This is a genomic window from Marivirga arenosa, assembly GCF_030503895.2.
Taxonomy (GTDB): domain Bacteria; phylum Bacteroidota; class Bacteroidia; order Cytophagales; family Cyclobacteriaceae; genus Marivirga; species Marivirga arenosa.
The window spans coordinates 1,788,196-1,811,383 of sequence record NZ_CP129970.2 but is presented as its reverse complement, the minus strand read 5'-3'; the positions used below and the strand labels follow the sequence as shown (position 1 = coordinate 1,811,383).

General features: G+C 32.7%; 23 protein-coding genes and 1 pseudogene. 2 read left to right on the top strand and 22 right to left on the bottom strand.

Annotated elements, in window-relative coordinates:
* Nucleotides 1–22: 22 nt before the first annotated feature.
* From QYS48_RS07970 to QYS48_RS07950, 5 genes are all read right to left on the bottom strand, one after another.
* Complete coding sequence (locus QYS48_RS07970; RefSeq protein WP_308358295.1) at nt 23–1,060, bottom strand: SUMF1/EgtB/PvdO family nonheme iron enzyme; 1,038 nt, start codon at nt 1,058–1,060, stop codon at nt 23–25.
* Between the two features lie 170 nt (nt 1,061–1,230).
* The gene (locus QYS48_RS07965; protein ID WP_308358294.1) at nt 1,231–2,187 is read right to left on the bottom strand and encodes a type IX secretion system membrane protein PorP/SprF; all 957 of its coding nucleotides are present in this window, start codon (nt 2,185–2,187) and stop codon (nt 1,231–1,233) included.
* A 113-nt stretch (nt 2,188–2,300) separates the two neighbouring features.
* The gene (locus QYS48_RS07960; protein WP_308358293.1) at nt 2,301–3,080 is read right to left on the bottom strand and encodes a uroporphyrinogen-III synthase; all 780 of its coding nucleotides are present in this window, start codon (nt 3,078–3,080) and stop codon (nt 2,301–2,303) included.
* Between the two features lie 25 nt (nt 3,081–3,105).
* Nucleotides 3,106–4,191: a DUF4271 domain-containing protein gene (locus QYS48_RS07955; RefSeq protein ID WP_308358292.1), complete on the bottom strand. Its 1,086-nt coding sequence runs from the start codon at nt 4,189–4,191 to the stop codon at nt 3,106–3,108.
* Between the two features lie 63 nt (nt 4,192–4,254).
* A complete protein-coding gene (locus tag QYS48_RS07950; protein ID WP_308358291.1) occupies nt 4,255–5,892 on the bottom strand; it encodes a hypothetical protein in 1,638 nt (545 codons plus the stop codon).
* A gap of 1 nt (nt 5,893) precedes the next feature.
* On the opposite strand from QYS48_RS07950, the gene hemW reads away from it, so the two are divergent.
* The gene (gene hemW / locus QYS48_RS07945) at nt 5,894–7,024 is read left to right on the top strand and encodes a radical SAM family heme chaperone HemW (RefSeq protein ID WP_308358290.1); all 1,131 of its coding nucleotides are present in this window, start codon (nt 5,894–5,896) and stop codon (nt 7,022–7,024) included.
* Here the strand turns inward: hemW and QYS48_RS07940 are convergent.
* The 3 genes from QYS48_RS07940 to QYS48_RS07930 form a co-directional block, all read right to left on the bottom strand.
* Nucleotides 7,021–7,740, bottom strand: a complete 720-nt coding sequence (locus QYS48_RS07940) for a LytTR family DNA-binding domain-containing protein (protein WP_302122154.1) — start codon at nt 7,738–7,740, stop codon at nt 7,021–7,023. The two genes, hemW and QYS48_RS07940, sit on opposite strands and share 4 nt — an antisense overlap.
* Before the next feature lie 18 nt (nt 7,741–7,758).
* Nucleotides 7,759–8,793 (bottom strand): histidine kinase, encoded by a 1,035-nt coding sequence (locus tag QYS48_RS07935; protein WP_308358289.1) that lies wholly within the window; start codon nt 8,791–8,793, stop codon nt 7,759–7,761.
* Nucleotides 8,794–8,880: 87 nt separating this feature from the next.
* Nucleotides 8,881–10,191, bottom strand: a complete 1,311-nt coding sequence (locus tag QYS48_RS07930; RefSeq protein ID WP_308358288.1) for an NAD(P)/FAD-dependent oxidoreductase — start codon at nt 10,189–10,191, stop codon at nt 8,881–8,883.
* A 606-nt stretch (nt 10,192–10,797) separates the two neighbouring features.
* Here QYS48_RS07930 and QYS48_RS07925 point away from each other — a divergent pair.
* Nucleotides 10,798–11,103: a hypothetical protein gene (locus tag QYS48_RS07925; protein ID WP_302122152.1), complete on the top strand. Its 306-nt coding sequence runs from the start codon at nt 10,798–10,800 to the stop codon at nt 11,101–11,103.
* 90 nt (nt 11,104–11,193) lie between these two features.
* Here the strand turns inward: QYS48_RS07925 and QYS48_RS07920 are convergent, their stop codons facing one another.
* From QYS48_RS07920 to QYS48_RS07855, 14 genes and pseudogenes are all read right to left on the bottom strand, one after another.
* Entirely contained in the window at nt 11,194–12,060 is an 867-nt protein-coding gene (locus QYS48_RS07920) for a transporter substrate-binding domain-containing protein (protein ID WP_308358287.1), read from the bottom strand.
* Between the two features lie 229 nt (nt 12,061–12,289).
* Nucleotides 12,290–12,547, bottom strand: coding sequence for a hypothetical protein (locus QYS48_RS07915; protein ID WP_308358286.1), 258 nt, complete (start codon nt 12,545–12,547; stop codon nt 12,290–12,292).
* Entirely contained in the window at nt 12,528–12,839 is a 312-nt protein-coding gene (locus QYS48_RS07910) for a thioredoxin family protein (RefSeq protein WP_308358285.1), read from the bottom strand. The genes QYS48_RS07915 and QYS48_RS07910 overlap by 20 nt, the downstream gene beginning before the upstream one ends.
* Nucleotides 12,840–12,956: 117 nt before the next feature.
* On the bottom strand, nt 12,957–14,435 hold the full coding sequence (locus tag QYS48_RS07905; protein WP_308358284.1) for a glycine--tRNA ligase: 1,479 nt from the start codon (nt 14,433–14,435) through the stop codon (nt 12,957–12,959).
* A gap of 52 nt (nt 14,436–14,487) precedes the next feature.
* Nucleotides 14,488–16,176, bottom strand: coding sequence for an ATP-binding protein (locus QYS48_RS07900; protein ID WP_308358282.1), 1,689 nt, complete (start codon nt 16,174–16,176; stop codon nt 14,488–14,490).
* 183 nt (nt 16,177–16,359) lie between these two features.
* Nucleotides 16,360–16,974 (bottom strand): class I SAM-dependent methyltransferase, encoded by a 615-nt coding sequence (locus QYS48_RS07895; RefSeq protein WP_308358281.1) that lies wholly within the window; start codon nt 16,972–16,974, stop codon nt 16,360–16,362.
* Nucleotides 16,949–17,863 carry a patatin-like phospholipase family protein gene (locus QYS48_RS07890; RefSeq protein WP_308358280.1) on the bottom strand — a complete coding sequence of 305 codons (915 nt, stop codon included), beginning with the start codon at nt 17,861–17,863 and terminating at the stop codon, nt 16,949–16,951. Before QYS48_RS07890 ends, QYS48_RS07895 begins: the two co-directional genes overlap by 26 nt.
* Before the next feature lie 286 nt (nt 17,864–18,149).
* Nucleotides 18,150–18,842 carry a TrkA family potassium uptake protein gene (locus tag QYS48_RS07885; protein ID WP_308358279.1) on the bottom strand — a complete coding sequence of 231 codons (693 nt, stop codon included), beginning with the start codon at nt 18,840–18,842 and terminating at the stop codon, nt 18,150–18,152.
* A pseudogene (udk, locus tag QYS48_RS07880) lies at nt 18,839–19,471 on the bottom strand (uridine kinase); the annotation flags it as partial. The gene QYS48_RS07885 and the pseudogene udk, both read right to left, overlap by 4 nt.
* Nucleotides 19,472–19,486: 15 nt before the next feature.
* The gene (locus QYS48_RS07875) at nt 19,487–20,065 is read right to left on the bottom strand and encodes a non-canonical purine NTP diphosphatase (RefSeq protein WP_308358430.1); all 579 of its coding nucleotides are present in this window, start codon (nt 20,063–20,065) and stop codon (nt 19,487–19,489) included.
* A gap of 2 nt (nt 20,066–20,067) precedes the next feature.
* The gene (locus tag QYS48_RS07870; RefSeq protein ID WP_308358278.1) at nt 20,068–20,565 is read right to left on the bottom strand and encodes an FKBP-type peptidyl-prolyl cis-trans isomerase; all 498 of its coding nucleotides are present in this window, start codon (nt 20,563–20,565) and stop codon (nt 20,068–20,070) included.
* A 13-nt stretch (nt 20,566–20,578) separates the two neighbouring features.
* A complete protein-coding gene (locus QYS48_RS07865; protein ID WP_308358277.1) occupies nt 20,579–21,118 on the bottom strand; it encodes an FKBP-type peptidyl-prolyl cis-trans isomerase in 540 nt (179 codons plus the stop codon).
* A gap of 1 nt (nt 21,119) precedes the next feature.
* On the bottom strand, nt 21,120–22,052 hold the full coding sequence (locus tag QYS48_RS07860) for an FKBP-type peptidyl-prolyl cis-trans isomerase (RefSeq protein ID WP_308358276.1): 933 nt from the start codon (nt 22,050–22,052) through the stop codon (nt 21,120–21,122).
* Nucleotides 22,039–23,082 carry a bifunctional oligoribonuclease/PAP phosphatase NrnA gene (locus tag QYS48_RS07855; protein ID WP_308358275.1) on the bottom strand — a complete coding sequence of 348 codons (1,044 nt, stop codon included), beginning with the start codon at nt 23,080–23,082 and terminating at the stop codon, nt 22,039–22,041. Before QYS48_RS07855 ends, QYS48_RS07860 begins: the two co-directional genes overlap by 14 nt.
* Between the last annotated feature and the right edge of the window lie 106 nt (nt 23,083–23,188).

Here is a 23,188-nt window from a genome sequence, read left to right as displayed (position 1 = left end):
TTTTATTTTTTTAAAAAGTCAATTAAAATTCCGCCCCAGATGATCTTCCTAAGTAAGTCATTGCACATCTGAAACCAATGTATGCTCTAGTTGAGTCTTTATGTTCGTAAGCTCTGGTACCTGTTTCTAAGTAATAAGCGATATCCTTCCAAGAACCTCCTCTGATAACCTTTCTCGGTTCACTCTCATCGAAAAACGTTGGGTTCAAATCCCATACTAAAGGAACTGATGCAGGATTAAATGCATCTTCACACCATTCGGAAACATTACCTGACATATCAAATAAACCAAAATCATTAGGGAAGTACGACATTACTTGAGCAGTATATGCATTTCCGTCATCGTAATAATTACCTCTACCTGGTTTGAAGTTAGCTAACATACAACCTTTAGCGTTTCTGATATATGGATTACCCCAAGGATATTTTGCCATATCTCTTCCGCCTCTAGCAGCATATTCCCATTCAGCCTCTGATGGTAATCGGAATGCCGGCATAGGAAATTCTCCTAATGATTCTCTATATGAATTTAAATAATCAGTTCTCCACTCTGCGAAAACTTTTGCCGCTTCCCAATCAACCCCAACTACAGGATAATCATCAAATGCAGGGTGCATATAATAATACTCTTGCATAGGATCTCCCATATGATTAGTGAAGTCTTTCATCCAAACCGTAGTATCTGGGTAAAGTTCAGTCATAATAAAATCACGACCCAATGTTGAAGCAGAATCCTCCATCATTCTTTGGATGAATTGACGGTACTCGTTATTAGTGATTTCAGTTTCATCCATGTAAAACCCACCAATCGTTACCTGTCTGTTGAAGTTAATCATACTCGCTGCTACATCTTCGTCAGCTTGTCCCATATGAAAAGTTCCAGCTGGAACTGATCTCATACCATAAGGAGTGGCCATATACCATCCTTCTCTTCCGGGAACACCTACCAAGTTACCGCCATCACCACCGCTTCCACCAAAAAGGCCGCAACCTTCTAAGAAAAGAGTAGCAATAAACAAAATCGATAGGGTTAAATTTTTCAAAACACCTTTATTATTCATAACACCTATTTGTTTCTAACTAAACGCTAATATATTGACAATTATTAAATATATTCTTTACACCTAAACAATATAACCTCACACTGTAAGGTTTTATTGTATTTTAAATAATTTATAGAAATATCTTTACAATTTTGAGAAAAAAGATTTATTCTGCAAGCATTTTACGATTAATGTCTAAATCTAGGCGTTCGTACAACCTTTTTTCCCGATGTAGATATAGCTGGCAATCGATAACTCAACATGATTTCATGAGAAGTAGTACTTTTTGCACTTTGAGCTACCAATACATAATCAAATGCGTAACCTAATTTTAAAGTATTTTCTTTAAAAAAGCTATAACCCACCATTGCGATTGCTGCTTCTTGTTGTCTGAAAGATAAACCACCCCAAATTTTTTCTTTATAAGTTGCCACTGCTGAAACATCAAATGTATAAGATGTAAACTCAGTAGTTCTTACTAAAAAGCTTGGAGTTAAACTGATGTCATAATTAATTGGAAATGTATAACCACCTGTTATTAAAAAGTCTTTTGGATATGGATTTCTAATTGCATCTGCACCGAAACCAAATTCCGCTTCAATTAAATGATTAAAAGCAGCACCAATGTAAAAATCTTTATGCTGAAAATTTACACCCATTGAAAAATCAGGACGTACTTGAGTAGCCTGTACATTGTCAATATTTGGATCATCATTATCAATATAGATATAACCATCTTTATTAATATTTTGAGTGATGGCCCCACCTCTAAATCCTATACTGATTTTTGATTCTTTTATCCCTAAATGATAGGCTCCTGAAACTTGTACTTGAATATAATTCTGATTCGCTATATCATCATTTAATACATAAAACCCGAATCCGCTATTGTAGCGCATAATAGGAGATGTTAATGAAATTAATTGCGAGTTCAGACCTGAAGTCGGGCCATTAGAGGGTGCATAACCAGCCCATTGTGTACGATGCAAGGCTGTTAGTTTAGTATAACCTTCAACTCCTGAATAAGCGGGGTTATTGAAAAGGTTATTAAACATGTAATGAGAGAACTGCACATCTTGACTGTAGGCATTTGAAATGCCCACAGCAAGAAAAGCAATTACTAATAATTTTGAAATTTTTTTCATATCCTCAACACTTTAGAGGGATAAATATAATAAAAATAACTTTTGTTCAAGCCTTTATGTAAGTAATTTAAAGTTATTATATAATTATATATGACTAAAGGTCTAAATACCAGCTATTTAAGACCATTAGCTTTTTTAATATAAAGTTCTAATGCTCCCGTCATAGACGGTGCATTTGGCAATGGTGCTTCTATATCTATTATCAGACCTGCATCCCTTGCAGCTTTAGCTGTTGTGGGTCCAAACACAGCAATTCTGGTTTTGTTTTGTTTGAACTCCGGAAAGTTCACAAACAATGAATTAATTCCTGACGGACTAAAGAACGCTAAAATATCATACGTAATATGTTCAAGATCAGATAAGTCTGCTGCAACTGTTTTATAAATAGTTGCTTCTGTGAAATTGTAACCGTTTTTGGTCATGAAAGATGGAATGTCATCTTTTCTGATATTTGAACAAGGAAAAAGATACTTTTCGTTTTTATGTTTCTTGATAACATTTAAAATGTCTTGCGCAGTTCGCTCTCCCACAAAAACTTTTCTTTTTCTAACTACAATGTATTTTTGTAGATAATTAGCCGTTTGTTCTGAAATACAAAAATATTTCATTTCAGGTGGCATCTCGATTTTACTACCCTTACAAATTCGAAAGAAATGGTCTACTGCATTTCTACTTGTAAAAATGATTGCAGTATGCTTTAAGATATCAATTTTTTGTTTCCTAAATTCTTTTGCATCAATAGGGTCAACATTGATAAATTGCCTGAAATCAATTTTAATTTTGTACTTATCCGCTAATTTGTGATAAGGAGAATTCTCAATATTCGCTGGTTCCGGCTGTGAAACCATAATACTTTTTACCGGATAAAATCGGTCTTTTACAGTTGTTGACATATTAATTGGTCTACTTTGAAAAGTTTTATCTCACGAAATATTTTAATCCAATTAAAAATGGGAATATTTCTGTGGTGCAAAAGTAAGAAAATAAATATAGATTACTGAACCCACTCAGTTTTAATATTTTAAAATATAGTAAGATCAACCTCAATAGATAGAAGAATAATAGGCCAAAGAGCGCTGTATTGAACCAAAAGTTAGGTATGAAGCCCAAATACAAGAATATTAGAGCCGTAATGAAAAATATAATTATGATAAAAAATAAATTTATGTTAAGCATTTCCTTTATGTAAAATGCTGAAATTTTGTTATTGCCAAACAAATTAGAAAAGAGGGTAACCAATACCACTTTTGAAATTAAGCCTATTGCTACCCATAATATAATGTTGAAAAACTCAGGTAGCCCTTTATTAGAAATAAGTGAGATTTCATAAGGGCTGTAAAAACTTAAAAAATAAACCAATGATGAGATTAGAAAAACATACAACCCTCCAAAAATTAAATTGTCTTGATCTGTTATTCTAACTCTTGATTGATCGCCTTCATTCAATCTGGTTGTAAATACTTTATTAAATGATAAAACCTGAAAAAGTCTTTTATCATAATTTAATTTAATCACAACCATTGCTAATGCCGTGATAATTAAAATTATGATTAATACATTGTTAGAAATCCATATAGTTTCCCGATTAAAGGTTATTAATCCTGTGAATAAAGCATTTTCTTTTTTGTGCTGAAGAAAATATGTTTTAAAAGAAAATTCTTGAGCCTTATCGTCAATTCCTAAATAATAATTACCTTTTTCTGCCTTATCAATTTCAAAACGGAGTTCTCCAGTATTAGCGCCATAGATTAATTTTGCATCTTTAAATAAATATAATGGAGCATCTGCGACCGCTTCTAAATATAATTTTTTGTTTTCAATTGTTTTTATTTTAATCTGCCTAAGACTATCCGAGTCCCACTGGCTTAAGTTAGATAGAGTATCCGCCTGATAAATTATTTCAAGCTGATTGGATGATTTAGTTAATTCAATCTCAGCTTCTCTATCTTCTGATTGACAAGAAAAAAATAATAAGGGGAGTATATAAAGAATGATTCTGTACATTTCCAGAAGAAAATATTTTTAAAGTTTATGTATCTAAGACTATCGCTAGATAATAATTGAATTTTAAAAAACTGCAATATAGCCGAAATGAATTTTAGCTTGTCGAAAATCTACATTTTCATCAAGCTCATTTCCTAAAGCATAAATAATTCTAAACCAGCCATTTTTACTTCTTACATCCAAACCAGCGCCAAAAGCATAAGTCCAATTTATTACAGGCTGCAATTTAGCAATATCAGTTAGCAAAAACACACTGGATTCATTATCTAAGAAATATCTATAATTCAAATTTAATAATGTATAATATCTAGAATAAAAATAATTTCTGTCAAAGCCTCTTAAATTCTGCAAGCCTCCCAAACGGAGCAAATCGTTTTGCGAAAGGGCTGAATTTTCAATGATATTATATTGAGGAATAATTTCTATTAAAAATCGCTTAGCTAGCCTTCTTTGAAAATGTAACTTAATTCTAGTAGAAAAATACAAGCTATTTTCAGGCACATCTTGCCAAACTTCTGGTAAAGATGAATAATTTAATATTCTTTTTCCCCCAATTCCGAAGGCAGATTCCAAATAATAATCATTTTTCAAAACTGGATAATTAATTGCTCTATTCCAGTCAGCAGACAACTGAATTGCATTCGTTTCTGAGCTTCTATATGCAATATCATCTATTTCTTCTGGCGAAAATTCTCTTAAAACACCATTGCTTTGTCTCTTATAGGATACGCCTAATGTCAATAATTTCCAAAAAGGATATTCTAGTCCGATATTTAAATCTGTTTGTAAAAAAGTACTATCCTCTTGCAATAAATTAAAATCAAAACTTACTCCTAAATCAGTTTTAAAAGCATAGGATTGACTTAAAGCAGTTGCCAAGGTTTGTGAATTTGCCGAATACTTTTGCCAAAAGATATCTAAGGCAACTCCCCTTTTGAATAAATTTCTTAGGCGAGTGTCAACTTGCCCTGTGATATTTACCTCATCACCATTAGGTACAAGGCCAATAAATGCATCAAATTGATTTGAAGTTTCTTTTATTAAATCTAGACCAATAATAGCTTTATTATTTTCAAACTTAAGAGTAGGGCTAGAACTTAAATTGATCTGATCAATACTTTCTATTTTCGTGTTAATTGCTCTAAAATCTTTGATATTAAATGCCCTACCAATTTCTAGATTTAATGCATTTGAAAGATATGAACTGTTAATTGATTGGATACTCGACTTAATATCTAGAGAATCATAAACAATATAATTTTGGGGTTTTATATAAACTGATGCTAAAACATTATTAGCATTCAGCCCTTCAATTGTTAAATTGGCTTTAGCAAGAGGATATCCTGATTTGTGATAGTTTTCAACCAAATACTTTTGCAAAGCTTTTTTTAATATGTATTGATTAGCCTGTTTTCCTATTTGCTTATCCAGAGATGAAATACTGATTCTAGCCTCCTTTTCATAAACTTTTAAATCACTCCATAGGTAAGGTTTTCCTTCTTCTATTTTGAAAGTGCTATCATTTTCAATTTCTACAATAGCTTCCCAATAACCCAGATTAATTAATGAATCCTCTAGCTTCTTCTTTTGTTGCTTTAGGCGATCAATATTGACTTGCGAATAAGTATTTGGTGAGATAAAAAAATATAGGAAGAGGACGAGCAGGTACTTCTGTAAAATTCGAATTAACTTTGTATTCATTTTGGCAGGTATATACATACATATTCCCTTTTGTAAGCAAGCATGCTTTTATTGCGACTTCCATTTTTCTACCAATATGGTAATTAAAAATGAAATGGTAGATGCAATCTGTAAAGAAATTGAAATACAAAAGGATTACTTAAAAGGAGAAGTTGTTGAGTCCGTTTATTTTGGGGGTGGAACTCCTTCACTTTTAGATCCAAATCAAATACAAAAGATTCTTTCTACACTAAACGAATTCCATACTATTTCAAATACGTCAGAAATTACATTTGAAGCCAATCCAGACGACATAAAGCCTGAAAAATTAAAAATACTTTATGATTTAGGTATAAATAGGCTTAGCGTTGGAATACAATCTTTCAATGAAGAGATTTTAAAATGGATGAATCGTGCTCATAATAGTGCTGAGGCTTTCCAATCCCTAGAATGGATCAAGGAAAGTGATTTTTCAAACTACAGTTTAGACTTAATTTATGGTATTCCAATTGCATCTCATGAAATTTGGGCTGAAGACTTAAGAAGACTTGTTGCGTTTGAACCTCCACACATTTCATCCTATTGTTTAACCATAGAACCTAATACAGTTTTCGGTAGATGGCAGCAAAAAGGAAAATTAGATGAGGCTTCAGAAGATTATGCTGCTGAACAATTTCAATACCTAACTGCGTATCTGAAAAAGCATAATTATGAACATTATGAGGTATCAAATTTTGCTAAGAAAGGTTTTAGATCTCAACATAATAGCAGCTATTGGCAACAAAAAGCCTATTTAGGATTAGGCCCTTCTGCACATTCTTTTAATGGAATAAATCGCCAATTTAACATCAATAATAATGCTAAATACTTAAGAGCTATCAAGCTAGGTCAACTTCCTGCTGAAATGGATATTTTAAATAATGAAGACAGAATAAATGAGTATATCATGACTTCTTTGAGAACTATTGAAGGCTGTAGCTTAGACTATTTAAGTCAAGAACATGATTATGATTTGATGAAAAATGCAAAGCCTCAAATCCAGCAGTGGATAGGATTGAAACTTTGCACTTTGCAAAATAATTATTTAAAACTTACAACGAAAGGAAGATTATTAGCAGATAAACTTGCCTCAGATTTATTTGTAGTTAATTAGAGACTCATCAAATCTTTAAACTTCGTTGCTTGTCTTCTAGAAACCTCTACTTTTTCACCGCCTTTCAATTTTACCATTAATCCCCCGTTGAACCAAGTCTCAATTTCATCTATCCATTCAAGATTAATAATATGCTTTCTGCTCACTCTGAAAAAATGTTTATTGTCTAACTTTTCATCCAAAGCATTTAATGATTTATGAATCATTGGTTTGTTTTTATCAAAATATACTTTGATATAATTACCATCCGATTCGAAAAGTCTAACATCTTTCAATTTCACAAACCAACAATTATCACCATCCTTAACAAATACTTGATCATTTACTGTTAGTTGTGTATTCTTCTTTTCAGATTCTTGCAATGCCTCAACTTCCTGCCTTATTTTAATGATAGATTCCATCAATCTTTTGGGCTCTATTGGCTTTAGTAAATAATCCAATGCGTTGAATTCAAAAGCTTTTAATGCATATTCATCATAAGCAGTAGTAAAGATTACTTTAGGTGTTTTCTCTAAAGATTCTAATAGTTCAAACCCCGTCCTTCCAGGCATCTGTATATCAAGAAAAATCAAATCCGGATTAAGGTTTTCAATCATTTCCTCCGCCTCATCAGCATTTGCCGCCTCTCCAACTATATTTATATCTTTATACTCCGCTAAAAGATTCCCTAATTCTTTTCGAGCCAATCTTTCGTCATCAATAATTAATACCTTCATATCTGCAATTTAATAAAATTAATAAATGATTTGAGGGATTTTTACGGTTGTTAATACCGTTCCCTCTGATTCATTTTTAATACTAAAAGATGCTTCTTTATCAAAAATCAACTTTAAACGCTGTTTGGTATTTTCAATTCCAAAGCCTTTATTTTTTTTTCTTTTATCCAATTTAAAATGACCAGAATTCCTAATGTTGATATTCAAACAGTTTTTTTCTACAATTTCTGTTTCAATTGACAGCCTTCCTCCGTTAGTTAAACTTGATATTCCGTGCTTAATTCCATTTTCAACCAAAGTTTGAATCATTAATGGGGGCACTTGATACTTATACGAATCCGGATGAATGATAAACTCAGTTGTCAACCTTTCTTCATATCTAATTTTCTCAAGAGCTAAAAAATCAATTACCGTATTTAGCTCATCATTAAAATTAATAAGTCTTTTTTTATCCAGAATAAGCGAGTTTCTTAGAATATTTGATAGTTGAGTAATAGAATTTTTGGCCTTCGCAGGGTCTTCATCTACAAGTGCTCTCACACTATTTAAAGCATTGAATATAAAGTGAGGGTTTAGCTGAGATTTCAGGTTATTCAATTCAATCTCATTCATTGCTGCATCAAATTTCAATGACCTATTGTAATTCTCAACATAATGATACATAAAGTAAACCAAAGACCATAGGAAGAATAGAATTAGATAAGCGAGTATATTTAGAAAAATTACCTTTGGATTAAGGTCAAAGGCAGGATCAAAAAATCCCAAAAAAGTTGTCATGAGAAATAAGAAAGCATAATTAATAATGCTTAGGACAAAGCATGCAATAATTACTCTAACAACTAATTTCTGAATAATAATCTTTAGCCACCCATTCCGGATTATAAAAATTCTGTAAATATGAGTGATGATAATATAGAAAGGTACCAGAATCAGCTGTCCCAATGTCTGCTCTTTTGAAAAACTTCCTCCAAAGTGAGCCAACGAAATATTAAGTAGGCCATATGCAGTCCAACCGACAATTTGAAGGGTCCAGTACAGTACCTTTTTATTCATTCTATTTTACTTCTACAAGAATCTGATTAAGCATGCAAAATAAGCTTCTTTTTGCAGATTTAAGAAACCGTCTATCAAATCATATGATTAGGTCTTTTTCTGCTTATTAATTTTAGGTATAAATGGTCTAATGATTAATCTAGTACCCCTATCGTAGGTGAAATAATTCCAAACCCAGTTACTAAGAATTACAATCTTATTTCTAAAACCAACAATGGAGATCAAGTGTACAAACATCCAAATGAACCAAGCCATAAATCCGCCAAAATGTAGATTCTTCGGTAAATCAACTACTGCTTTATTTCGCCCCACTGTAGCCATACTGCCTTTATCTAAATACTTAAAAGCTTTTTGCTTTTTTCCTTTTAGAGAAGCTAAAATGTTTTTTGCCAATAAGTCTGCTTGCTGCATTGCTACTGGCGCTAACATAGGGTGGCCTTTAGGGAAATCTTCGGTTTCCATTAAAGCTATATCACCAACTGCATAAATATTTTCTGTACCTTCTATTAAATTATATTTATCGACTTTGTAGCGACTATTTTTTACACTCTCTTCTGCGAGACCTTCAATTATGTTCCCCATTACGCCAGCACCCCAAAGCAAAGTAGTGGTTGGGATTTTTTCACCATTATCAAATTCAACGTTTTCTCCATCGAAGCTTTTGACCATAGTCTTTAACTTTACATTCACATCAAACTTTTTTAGGTATTTTTGAGCTTTTACATCCGCGAATTCTGACATACCTCCTAATAACCTATCCATTCCTTCCACTAAGTAAATATTTAACTTCTGGAAATCTAAATCAGGATAATCATTAGGTAGAACATGCTTTTTGAGTTCCCCTAAAGCCCCTGCTAATTCCACGCCTGTTGGTCCACCACCTACGATCACAATATTCATTAAGCGCTCAATGTCATTTTCATCAGAGCTTAATACTGCTTCTTCAAAATTTTGTAAAATATGACTTCTGAAATCTAATGCTTGCGGAATCTGTTTTAATGGAAAAGCTTTCTCAAACTTTTCTTGCTGACCAAAGAAATTAGTTTTCGATCCTGCTGCTATAATTAAATAATCATACGAAAGCTCCCCAACATTACTTTTGATTTTATTATTACTGTTATTAATATTAGTAACAGTTGCCATTCGAAAGAATATATTTTTATGATTTTCTAGTAACTTACGCAACGGGCCAGCAATTGAATCTGGCTCAAGCCCCGCAGTTGCAACTTGATATAATAAAGGTTGAAAGGTGTGATAATTATGCCTATCTAGTAATACAACCTGAACATCTTTACCCGCAAATTTTTTAGCCAATGTGATACCTGCAAATCCTCCACCTATTATAACTATTCTTTTTTGTTGAGTATCTGGAATTCTGAACGCATTAGATTGATTCATATCATACTTATTTAAAAAATACAGTCCTTATTAACTAATATAAATGTATTGCTTATTCTTATCCTTTCAACATTATTTCCATTCTATAAAGCAATTTTTCTTACACTTCAGGAAAATTTTAACCCCTCTAAAATACTCTCTAGTTACAGTAATCCTATTTCTGAATAGAATACAAATTACAAAAAGGTAAAATGAATAAAATCTAGGCCTAAGGCAAAATTATAAACTATCCTAAATTGGATTGTAAGCTAAGTACAATTTAAGATTTTACAATAAGAATAAACCTTTCACATGGCTAACCCTATATTGCTGATTTTTAACACTTTAAGTAGTGAATGAATTATAGATATAAAAACAAATTCAAAATAATATTAAATATATTAATGAAATAATTATATGAGATAAACAGTAAGCCTAAGGTTGATTTATAATATTTTATACGGCAGACTCTCCATTTTACAATATTTTCTTTTTATATAAAAAATATATATTTTAATATAAATCTTACATGTTAATTACATCAGCCGAATATTTTTCTGTAAAGTACATGCAACTTTCCGCTATTATTCTGCGTCAACGTACTAAAAGAACCTAAAACAAAATATTATGAAATTTGCAGTTGTATTTTTCGCTTTCTTATTCTCAATTACTAGCGTTTACGGTGATGATGAGAATAAAAACATTGATCAAAAATTAATAGAAGAAGTAAAAGCTGAGCTTGCAGCTCCAGTTTTTAATCTGGAAGAAATAAATGAGCCAGCTATTTTAATATATAATACAGATGGTACTCTATTATATAGTTTTGAAAAGGATAACATTGATCCTGTAGCAATGAGAAATGTTGACTTACTTATGGAATTAAAAAGCCAGAAAATATTTATTAAGTCGCAGGAACTAAAACCTAATATTTAGAATTAATAAGTTATAGTTTAATTCATAGTGAATGGTTGATGTTTTGGTAAGTAAGAGCCTCTTTACGAAAAGTAAGAGGCTCTTTTTATTTTAATTCCCTCCTGCAACGGCATCAAGTAATTGTAATGCATTAGGGCCTAAATGTTTTGCTATAATTTTTCTGTAACTAGGGCTTGTTCTATATTCCTCTGTTAAAAATTCAGCAAATGGCTTTGCCCAATCGCTATTTTTTGGCATTACAATACCAAATTCTTCTGCAGCCTGATCACCAGCGGGGTGTCTCTTTACTGGTTTATTTGATTTCGTTGCATCCAAATAATAGGTAAAGTCAACATTTCCAAAATAGTCTGGACTGCTAATCACTTTATCCATCACTTCTTCGAATGAATTTACATATTCAATTTCTAAGGAAGGAAAATATTTCTTTTTGATATTTAATATTTGATCTTCATTTGTAGTTCCTTTAACTGAAACTGCTTTTTTACCAGCAAATACTTCCGAAATTTTTGATATATCTGATAAAGTAGGCACATCGCTATGTGTAAGCATCATTCCAATATTCGTGATATATGCAGGGCTAAACTTGTAAATAGATTTTCTTTTTTGAGTAATAGTGGTGTTACTTAAACCAAAAACACCATTTGAAGACTTCTTAACAGCATCTAAATAGGCTGTAAAATTATCAGCATGATCTTTTACCATTGTTGAATTAACGGTGATTCCGTAATTATCTAATAAATAGAATTCAAAATCACTCATAACATCAACGCATACTCCTTCAACCTGTCCATTTACTTCTGCGGCAAAACCAGGTGCTTCGGAATAAACATAAGTTAAATTGGCTTTTTTAGATTGCTTCGCTTTGGCAAATGTATCTCCGGAATATTGAGCCACAGATATAAAAGCTTGGAATAGAAAAATTGATAAAAGCGAACTTTGGATTAATAGTTTTTTCATAATATTTGATTAAAGTACGAATAGGAAACTTATGAATGACTTATCATTATTTCAATAATATTCGTCAAATCAAATACATTTATCGATAAAATAAAATTATAATAAGAAAATAGTAGTCTAAATTATATTTATCAGCTTAAAAATATAATTAATCTAATGTATTGTTTTTTTAAGACATAAAAAAACACAGCTTAAAAACTGTGCTTTTTGAAAAAATGAATTTATATATTTAATTATCGATAGACCCCATCACTCTTTGCATGAATCCATTAAGTGCTTCTTTTTTAGGGGTACCACCTTTTATTTCTTTTCTAACCTCAAGAGCTCCAGAAAAATTAGAGAGTAATTCTCCAATAACTTCTAATTCCTCATCCTTAATGCCTTTCGCCTCAATAAGGTCTTCAAGAACCTCCATTGTTTCTATTACAAAATCATCATCATTCTTTTCGATGAACTCTACAACGTGCTTAATTATTGGTAACCTCATTTAATAAATCAGTTATAATGCTTGGTTTATTTCCAGAAATAGAATTTACTAACTTACCATTTTTGAATCCTGCAAAAGTGGGTAAGTTTTTAACTTCTGCTAAAGATCTTGAATTTGGTAATTTTTCCGCATCAACATAAACAAATTTTATGTTTTCATTTTCACCTGCTAACCTTTTGAATTTTGGTTTTGTAATCCTACAATTTCCGCACCATGTAGCTCCATATTGCACCATCACGGTTTCATTACCTTCAATTATTTCTTGTAAATTATCTTCTGCTAATTCTATCATGTCAATTTTTATTTAAACTCTTGCATATTTAGAACGCAAAATTAACAATAGGTTTCAACAAATTAAATTGATTGTTTTCATACTCTTATAGACAAAATCTATAAATAGCAGTATCACCTACAATTTTTCATAGATTCTATTGAATGAAGTAGCTTTTGCAATAAAACTTTCTAATTCATCAACAGACATTCTTTCTTGCTCTGTACTATCTCTATGGCGAATGGTTACCGTATTATCTTCCAATGTTTGATGATCAACTGCAATACAAAATGGCGTACCAATTAAATCTTGTCTTGTATAGCGTTTCCCAATGGAAGCAGCCTCTTCATAAACAACATTAAAGGCTCCTTTTAAAGAATTATAAATCTCCTTTCCTTTTTCTGGCAATCCATCCTTTTTGGTTAATGGTAAAATAGCAGCTTTCACAGGCGCTAATGCTGGGTGTAATTTTAAATAAATTCTGGTTTTAGCTTTGTCACCTTCTCCTACTTCTTCATTAGTATATGCATTGCAGAAAAGCATTAAGAAAAGTCGATCACAACCAACAGAAGTTTCCACAACATAAGGAATATAATTTTTGTTAATTTCAGGATCAAAATATTGTATCTTCTTTTTTGACACTTCCTGATGACTTTTCAAATCGAAATCAGTTCTGCTGTGTATTCCTTCAACTTCTTTAAAACCAAACGGAAATTTATATTCAACATCCACTGCTGCATTAGCATAATGTGCTAACTTTTCATGCTCATGTAATCGTAAATCTTCCTCTGGGATTCCGATGGCTTTATGCCATTTTAAACGCATATCGCGCCATTTTTCATACCATGAAATTTCTTCCCCTGGGCGAACAAAGAATTGCATTTCCATTTGCTCAAACTCACGCATTCTGAAAATAAACTGACGTGCAACAATTTCATTTCTGAAAGCCTTTCCAATTTGGGCAATCCCAAATGGCACCTTCATTCTAGCAGTCTTTTGCACATTCAAGAAATTCACAAATATACCTTGAGCTGTTTCAGGTCTTAAGTAAATTTTACCTGAATCATCAGCCACACTACCGATTTGAGTAGAAAACATTAAATTAAATTGTCTCACTTCAGTCCAATTAGCCGTACCTGAAAGTGGGCATTTAATGTCTTCTTCAATAATTAATTCACGAACTGCTTTAAGATCTTCCGCTTCCAACAACTGGCCTGCCTTTTTTAATAAAGCATCTGCTTTTTCTTTATCACCTGCGTTCTCGTATTCAGCTGCCTTTTCTTCTAATAAAACATCGGCACGATAACGCTTTTTTGAATCCTTATTATCAATCATAGGATCATTGAAGCTATCAATATGGCCTGATGCTTTCCATGTGTCCGGGTGCATGAAGATAGCAGAATCTAGACCTACAATATCATCATTAAATCGAGTCATGGTATTCCACCATAATTCTTTGATATTTTTCTTTAATTCAGCACCATAGGGACCATAATCATATACAGCTTGAAGTCCATCATAGATCTCGCTAGATTGGTATACAAAGCCATATTCTTTTGCGTGTGCTACAATATCTTTAAAAAGTGAATTCTCGGTTGCTTGTTCTTTCTTTGCCATGCCGCAAAGATAAATTAATTCAATTATGGATTGGAAAGGATTGTTTGAAAATTTAGGCTTTTGGTAATATTATCGTAAAAATGGTTCCTTCTCCTGATTCAGATTCAAGACTAATTGAACCACCCAATCTTTCTGTCATGTCTTTAACAATGTACAAGCCTAAACCAGAGCCTTTTGAATTTTCAGATGCTCGATAGAACATATCAAATATTTTGTCTTGAGCATTTGATGGAATTCCTTGACCATTATCAATAATTTTAATGGATAAATCACTTCCTAAATCTTCGGATTGAACTGCGATATATTTCCCAGGATAGCTATGTCTATGATATTTAATTGCATTATCAATCAAATTATTTAATATAACACTTAGCCTTCCAATATCGGTTTCTAAGATGGTATCTTCTGGAATTTTCATTCTGAAATCTATATCAGCTGATAATTCACGATATTGAGTATTTTCAAAGGTTTCTTTTACTAAATCATAAAGATTGACTTCTTTTTTGAGAATTTCTGTTCTTGTATTTCGAGCAAAATTGATAATCTCATCAATGAAAGAATAAAGCTTTTTAACTCTATTCTTCATCATTCCCAATAACTGTTTTAGTTCTTGCGTGTCATCGGTAGTATCACCAATATTTATTAAGCCTTGAATTGAATTTAGAGGAGCCCTTAAGTCGTGAGACACACTATAAACAAATCGATCTAACTCAGCATTGGTCTGCTCAAGCAAATCATTTTTTTCTTTTATCTCTTCTTCTTTAACCTTCTTTTCAGTAATGTCTATTAATGAGCCTACCATACGAGTGGGTTTCTCATCACTAGTCCATTTTGCCTGACCCGATCCATGAAACCATCTGTAGGTGCCATCTTTATGTTTGAGCTTATATTCTACGGAAAAAGGCTCTTTACTATTTAAGTGTTTTTTAAAGTCTTTTATGAGTTTCGGATAGTCTGATTTTTCAGCTAACAGGTTTTTGAAACTTGCTTTAGACGGGGTGAATTCTTTCTGGCTATACCCCAATAATTCATATAATTTTGGCGACCACCACTGCTGATCTTTATTGATATTTTCCCAATCCCAAATTCCAGCATTGGTGCCTTCAACAGCTAACCTAAACCGTTCTTCACTTTCCTTCAATTTCCGATCTTGTTCTAAAATTTTTTGCTCCGATTTATGTTGTAGTTTAACTTGATAATAAATCACTACTATCAAGGCCGAAAAGGTGAATAAATAATTTAAAAAGTAGGTCTTATTTATATTTTCCTCTGAAACCAAATCTATCTCAAATAATCGAAAATCAGTATATTCACTAATTAAGAAGCAAGCGAAAGCTAAAAGGCCATATAAAAACCAATATTTAATTTTTTGATACCCAAATAAAGCAATTGAAGCAACTAATATGGGGAATAAATACAATTGAGAGCCATAGTACTTTCCATGATTCGTCATAAAAACAAATACAAACAAAATAGTAATTAGAATTAAGCTGTGTTTTGCCAATTCGAATTTACCAACTCTATTTAGCAGGAATGAGATTATTGCACCAAGTATTCCAATTAAAAAAACTGGGCTTAGATCTAAACTCCAAACGAATACACTTATTACGGCATGAACAGAACTAAAAAATAACAATAACAAACAGCACGCCCCTACAAGCAGAGCCTTTCTGTATTTTGACTCAGATTCTATATGAGTCGTATCGCCCAAAATAATATTTCGAAAAGGGTATTTTTTCATACTAACTGTTAGTAAATATACTTATTTCTCGAAATTTATTTAATAATTAAAGACAAGTGTTTGTGCTTACAAATGTGGTATTATACTGAAAAAAAAAGAATTCCACCTGATAAAAAGGCTAAGGATGCCAATATGAATTCCTAAAGGATGTTTTAAAGATGTAAGAAAGTGAAGAATATTGTATTATTCCTTACATAGCATAAAGGTCCCCATAGAATGCTTACCCTGTACTAAAACTTCTTTATAAGGTTCTATTAAGCTAAAACCTATTCGGTTCATCTGATCTATAAATTGGTCTGAATTAATTACATATCTTAAGTTTTTCTGACCTAAATCGACTATATTTTCCTTCAACTTTAGAGTTGAATCAGAAAAATAAAGATCCGTCATAGTCCGTATAAATAGAGCGCCTTTGGATTTTAAAACTCTACTCATTTCTTCTATCATTTTATTAAAATGATTCTTATCGGATGCGAAATGCAATACCGCATTACAAATTATAGTATCAAAAGTTTGATCAGGGAATAATAGTTTATCAAGTCTCATTTGCTGAAACCTTGCCTCAACATTATCTAATTTATGTTTATTAGCTATAAGTCTCAAGAAATGTAATGCTTCAGGATTTTGATCAATACCAAAAACATCCATCTGGTTTTTCAGACAATAATGAATGTTTCTTCCTTCACCACAACCAGCATCTAAAATTTTTGCCCCCTCTTTTAAGTATCCTTTAAGAATAAAATCCAACCAGTAAAGGTCAATATTTCCTAATTCATGATTTACTTCTTTCCAATTCATTTATATAATTATGGTATGCTTTCTCAAATGCAGTTTTACCCAATTCAACCAATTCATTGCTTTTGTAAAATTCAAAAGTGCCACAAGAATTTCTAGAAACTTGAACCAACATATCAGGCTTTATGATATCCATTTGTAGATTGGTCATTTTTTCCTGCATTAAATCAATAGATCTATTCAGTAAATCAAAGTAACCGAACTTTTTTGGTGTATTATTATCTTTGCCGTTGTTACTAGGAAAAAAGCTTTTAATCCGTGCTGTAAAATCATCTAAAAACTGTTTGTTCTTTTCATCTTGCTCAACTTCCTGTGCTGTTACTGCAATTTTTTTCTCAAAAGGTATTGCGGCATTTACATCAACAGCTATTAAAATATCTCCATCTACTCTTTCTACTCTATTTAACGGGATCGGATTTAAAACCCCACCATCTACAATTTCTTCATTATTATGATAAACTGGAGTTAAAACAGTAGGGATTGCACATGATGCCCTTAAAGCATCCATGAGGTTTCCTTCATTATACAACACTTCTTTTTGAGTTCGGATATTGGAGGCTACGGCAGTGAATGGAATTTCAAAATCTTCAATTTTAAACTCCCCAAGTAACCGCCTCATTTCTTTAAATACTTTCTCTCCCCTAACAATACCTTGCCAGCTTAAGGTGAAATCTAAAAGTTTAAAAACGTCTATTTTATCGAAATGTGTAACCCATTCTTTATATTCCTGCATTTTACCAGCAGCATATAAGCCACCAATAACGGCTCCCATACTTGAGCCTGCAATGGCAGAAATCTCAAAACCATTTTCCTCTAAAGCTTCAATTACGCCAATATGAGCAACTCCTCTAGCGCCACCGCTGCCTAAAACAAGTGCAACTTTTTGTTTCATTGATATTAAAAAATTTGGCTGAGCTCTAAGTTAGGAAAAATAAATCAAGTTATTAGGCTTATATGCCTAAGTATCATTAGCGTTTCTTTACAAATTTTAAGGCTGCTATAGCAAGTGAAAAAATTAATAGCGGGAATATGAAAGAAAGTTCAATACCTCCAATTTCTGGACGATGCATGATGTGAACTGTAAAAAAATACAAGATTGAAAGGGCTGTAATCACTTGTAAAAGAATTTTGGTTGGCTTCATGTGACTCTAAAGGTTGATGAAAAAACTTATTTTGATTTATTTATTCACCTCAATAAACTTATTTACATCTTTAGATTTTCCTAAGATGATCATAATATCTGTTTCTTTTAGGAAGGTATCGGCTCGCGGAACTCCTATGATGTGTTCTACTTGTTGTAGCTGCCCATCCACTTTCTCATCATATAATCTTTTTACTGTAATGAGGTTAAGGTTATATTTTTCACGTAATCCTATTTCGCTAATGGTTTGATCTACCACTCGTGTAGGGGTGTTGATCTCTACAATTTCATAATCATCCGGTAAAGGAAGGAAAGATTTCATATTAGGATGCAGCAACATTTCAGCCACTGTTTTCCCTACTGTTTCTTCAGGTGATAGAATCTCGCTAATCCCCATCTTCTCCAAAATCATGCGTTGCTGAGCGTTGGCTGCTCTGGCGATAATTCTTTCTACTTCAAGCTCTAATAATAAAACCGTAGTTAGTAATAGGCCTTCAAAATTTTCACCTATTGCCACTACCACAGCATCCATATCCTGAATATTCTGTGCTTTTAATGCTTTCACATCTGTAGAATCTAATGCTACAGCATAGGCTACATCATCTTTTATAGCTTCAACTTTATCTAAATCAATATCAATAGCAAGTACTTCAGCACCACTATCACTCAAAGTTCTAGCAATTGATTCTCCGAACTGTCCTAATCCTATTACTGCAAAGCGATTGGTCATAAGGCTTTATTTTTAAGGTAAGATACTAAAACTTCTAATCCTTTATCAAATTTATTGTTATTAGGTACTATGATATCGGCATCATATTTAAATGGATCGATATATTTTTCGTAGGTAGGTGCTACATGCTTTTCATATCGATACAATACGTCATCCAGATCATAACCTCTTTCAGAATTATCGCGGACAATTCTTCTTTTCAACTTCACATAATCCTTTGCATCAATAAATACTTTGAGATCCAATAATTTCGCTAATTCAGGAAAATAGAATACGAATAATCCTTCTACCACAATTATTTTAGAAGGTTTAAACTCCAGCATTTTAGGTACTACATCCGGATTATTGAAAGTATATTCTTTACGGCTGACTGACTTACCCTCCTTCAACATTTTAATGTCACGGGCATAGTCATCAAACTCTATAGATTGAGGAGTGTCAAAATTTTCAATACCATTCTCATCTTTAGGTTGCAAATGGCGATCTTTGTAATAATTATCTTGTGAAACTAAACAGATTTCTTCTTCAGGGAAATGGTCGAGCAAGCTTTTCAAAAACATGGTTTTTCCTGAAGCGCTTCCTCCTGTTATGCCTACAATGAATGGATTGTTCATGAGTGCAAAACTACGTTTTTTAAACTGTTTTTAGGAATTTGTTTTTAAAAAATCGACTAGTTTTCTTACAGCTTTCGAACGATGAGAAATTTTGTTTTTCTCTTCCAAACTCATTTGTGCAAAAGTTTGGTCATAGCCATCCGGAATAAAGATTGGATCATAGCCGAATCCTTTATCACCACTGTGAGAAGAAGCAATTTTGCCTTCCACTATTCCTTCGAAGAAATGCTTCTCATCATTAATAAAAGCACAAATTACCGTTCTAAACCTTGCTTTCCTGTCTGATGATTTTTCCAAACGCTGAAGTAATAGCGCCATATTATCTTCATCAGACCTTTGAGGACCAGCATAGCGAGCAGAAAATACTCCCGGCTCATTATTCAAAGATTCAACCTCTAAGCCAGTATCATCAGCGAAGCAATTTGTATTGTAATTATTATAAACGTAAGAAGCCTTTTGTTGAGCATTGCCTTCTAAAGTACTCTGGTCTTCGCTAAGCTCCTCATTGCATCCAATATCTTTTAAACTAAGAAGCTCAAAGTTATCACCTAACATTTGAGCTACTTCTTTAATTTTATTAGCATTATTAGTTGCAAAACAAATCTTCATCATCAATATGTATTCAGACGGATTCGAAATTCTACATTACTTCCTTCAGGGATATTCCTTGGAAAAACATCACTAATACCTTTATTGATCAACAATTCTGCTGGGATGAAGACTCTATAATCCGCTCCTCTATTCATTAAGCTTACGGCAATTTTAAATCCTGGTACTACTGAGTTAGTTCGTAAGGAGAATTCACTACCAATCGCACTAATAAAGATCTCATCGCTTCCTAGTTCGCGCCCTTCATAATCAATAGATACAGACGAACAAAAATTTGGAGATCTTCCTTCACCACTTTCTAATTCAACATATCGTATTCCAGATGAATGCGTTTGGTAATCAAGACCTTCAGCACTCAGATAAGCTTCAATTTCATTGATTTGAGACTCCAGATTAGATTGATCTGGAGAGATATCTGGCGCCTGATCACATTGGATTTCAGATGTGCAAGAAGAAAAGATTGTAAATAATATACTTATTGATAAAAGATATCTTATCATTCTTTCTTAAAATTTAGTTATTGATACTTACTAATTCTACTTCGAATAGTAAAACGGTATTAGGTGGGATGCTAGTATTTCCTCTAGGACCATATGCTAAATAGGAAGGCAAAAGTAAAGTAGCTTTTCCTCCTTCACTTACTTTTTTCATCCCAATTTCCCATCCTAAAATCACCTGGCGCAAGCCTAAAGTAAATGAAAAAGGCTCATAGGTTCTTGACTCACTAAAAACACCTGCATCCTTAGCTACAGATTCAATACTGGTATCAAAAACTTCACCATCAAGAAATCGGCCTACATAATTAACATTAATTTCCTGACCATTTTCAGGAAAAACTCCATTTCCTTCCTCCTCAATTATATAAAACAAATCATAAGAAGGATCTCTTTCGGCTTCAAGGTTATTTTCGGCTATGTAATCTTCAATTAACTTAACGTCCTTGGCCAATTGCTCTTCCGGACATTCCCCTCTTAAATTTTCACATTCTTCATCACAAGAAGATAGCAAGACTGCTGCTAGTCCTGCTATCATAAATACTAATATCTTCTTCATTTTATTTTACCTCCACTAGCTCAACATCAAAAATTAAAGATGAGTTTGCTGGAATTTTTGGTCCTGCAGCTCTTGCTCCATAAGCCATGCCAGAAGGAATATACAAAGTAGCTTCGCTTCCTTCATTTAACAACATGATGCCTTCGTCCCATCCTCTGATTACTCTACCTTTACCAATAGGGATTTCGATTGGACCATATTCTCTCTGCTCATTATAAACACCCGATTCTTTAGCGATATCTTCGTATGAAGTATCAAAAACAGTACCATCCATAGTTCTACCTACATAGTTCACTCTTACAGTATCTCCTGCTTCAGGCTTCTCTCCTGATGCTTCTTCAGTTACCATATAATAAAGACCTGATTCTGTTTTCTCTGCCTCAATCTCGTTTTTAGCTAAGAAATCTTGAATCAATTGATCATCAATTCCTTTTTGTGCTTCAGCATCTGCTCTTTGCTTCTGCATTGCTTCCTCTCTTTTTTGTTGCTGCCATTCCATAAAACCAGCAGTATCCAATTTCTGAAGTGCTTTTGCATATACTGTTAATCTTTCTTCAGGATCTTTATCCTGAGCAACAGGCTGTCTGAATCCTTGAGTTAAAACTTCACTTGCAGAAAGTTTAGTTTTAATACTATCGCCAATATTCAATTCCTTTAAAATTGAAAACAATGGGCCTCTTGTTGATAATACAGAATCAATAATTTGAACTGGCAACTCACCTACTTCTTCACTATTGATCAATACTGAATCTTCACTATCAACTAATTTTAATGAGTAGATTGCGAAATCACCTTCAGAAAATGATTCTCCATTTTCACTTTCTACTAATACATAATCAATACCATCTTGAGTAGTCTCTTTCTTTTCACTATCACATGCTCCTAAAAAGATGATGGATAGTAAGGCTATGGCTAAACTCTTATAATTGTTCATAAACTTCTATTTTTTCTCTGTTTTGTAATTGTATTGCGTATTCTCTTATAATTCTTTCAAATAAATTCACGGTCTCCTTTAAACCTAAATCAACCTTTCCACCAGCTGCATTCTTATGGCCTCCACCATTAAAATATTCTCCTGCCAGGGTATTAACTTCAAAATCACCGATTGACCTTAAAGATAGTTTAGTACCATCTTCTGTTTCAGTAAACAATGCCGCCATGGTAATACCATTAATAGATAAAGCATAATTTACAAGACCTTCTGTATCACCATTTTTAGAATTAAATTTTTTCAAATCTTCCAATGAAATGGCAAAATAGGCTGCATGCTCCTTTTCGAAAACTGTTAATCTTTCACTTAATGCAAAACCTAAAAATTTTAAGCGATCAAGTGAATTTGTATCATATATCAATCTTGATACTTCCGAATTGTTAGCTCCTAAACTAATTAACTCCGCTACAATTTCATGTACCTCCTGAGTAGTGTTAGGATGTTTAAAGGAGCCGGTATCGGTCATGATTCCTGCATAAAGGCAATCTGCAATATCAGGATCAATTTGTTCTTTATCTCCAAAAAGCTTAATCATTTTAAAGATTAGCTGAGCAGTAGAAGCTGAATCGACATCATGATAAACGTATTCAGCAAATTCTTCCGGACCGCGGTGATGATCTATTAATACTTTATGCGCTTTTGATTCACCTACAGCATCTCCTAATTCATTTATTCTATGAAGATTAGAAAAATCAAGACAAAAAATTAGATCTGCATCCGCTACTAATTGGTTTGACTTTTCCTCATTTCCATTTTCATTGTATACAATCACCTTTTCATTGCCTTTCATCCAATAAAGGAATTGCGGATAGTCAGTAGGGGTAATTACTGTTGCATTATGACCGTTTTTGATAAGATAATTATAGATTCCCAAACTACTGCCTAATGCATCAGCATCAGGTTTTTGATGGGTGGTTATTACAATATTTTGAGGTGTTTCTAATACCTCTTTTAGTTTTAAAATGTCCTGCATGAATCAGATTAACCCTATTGGGATTAAATTGATTTGCAAAGTTGACAAGAAAATCATGAAAAACAAACGCCTAATTGCCTGCGAGTTGACGAAAAAATTAATTTCC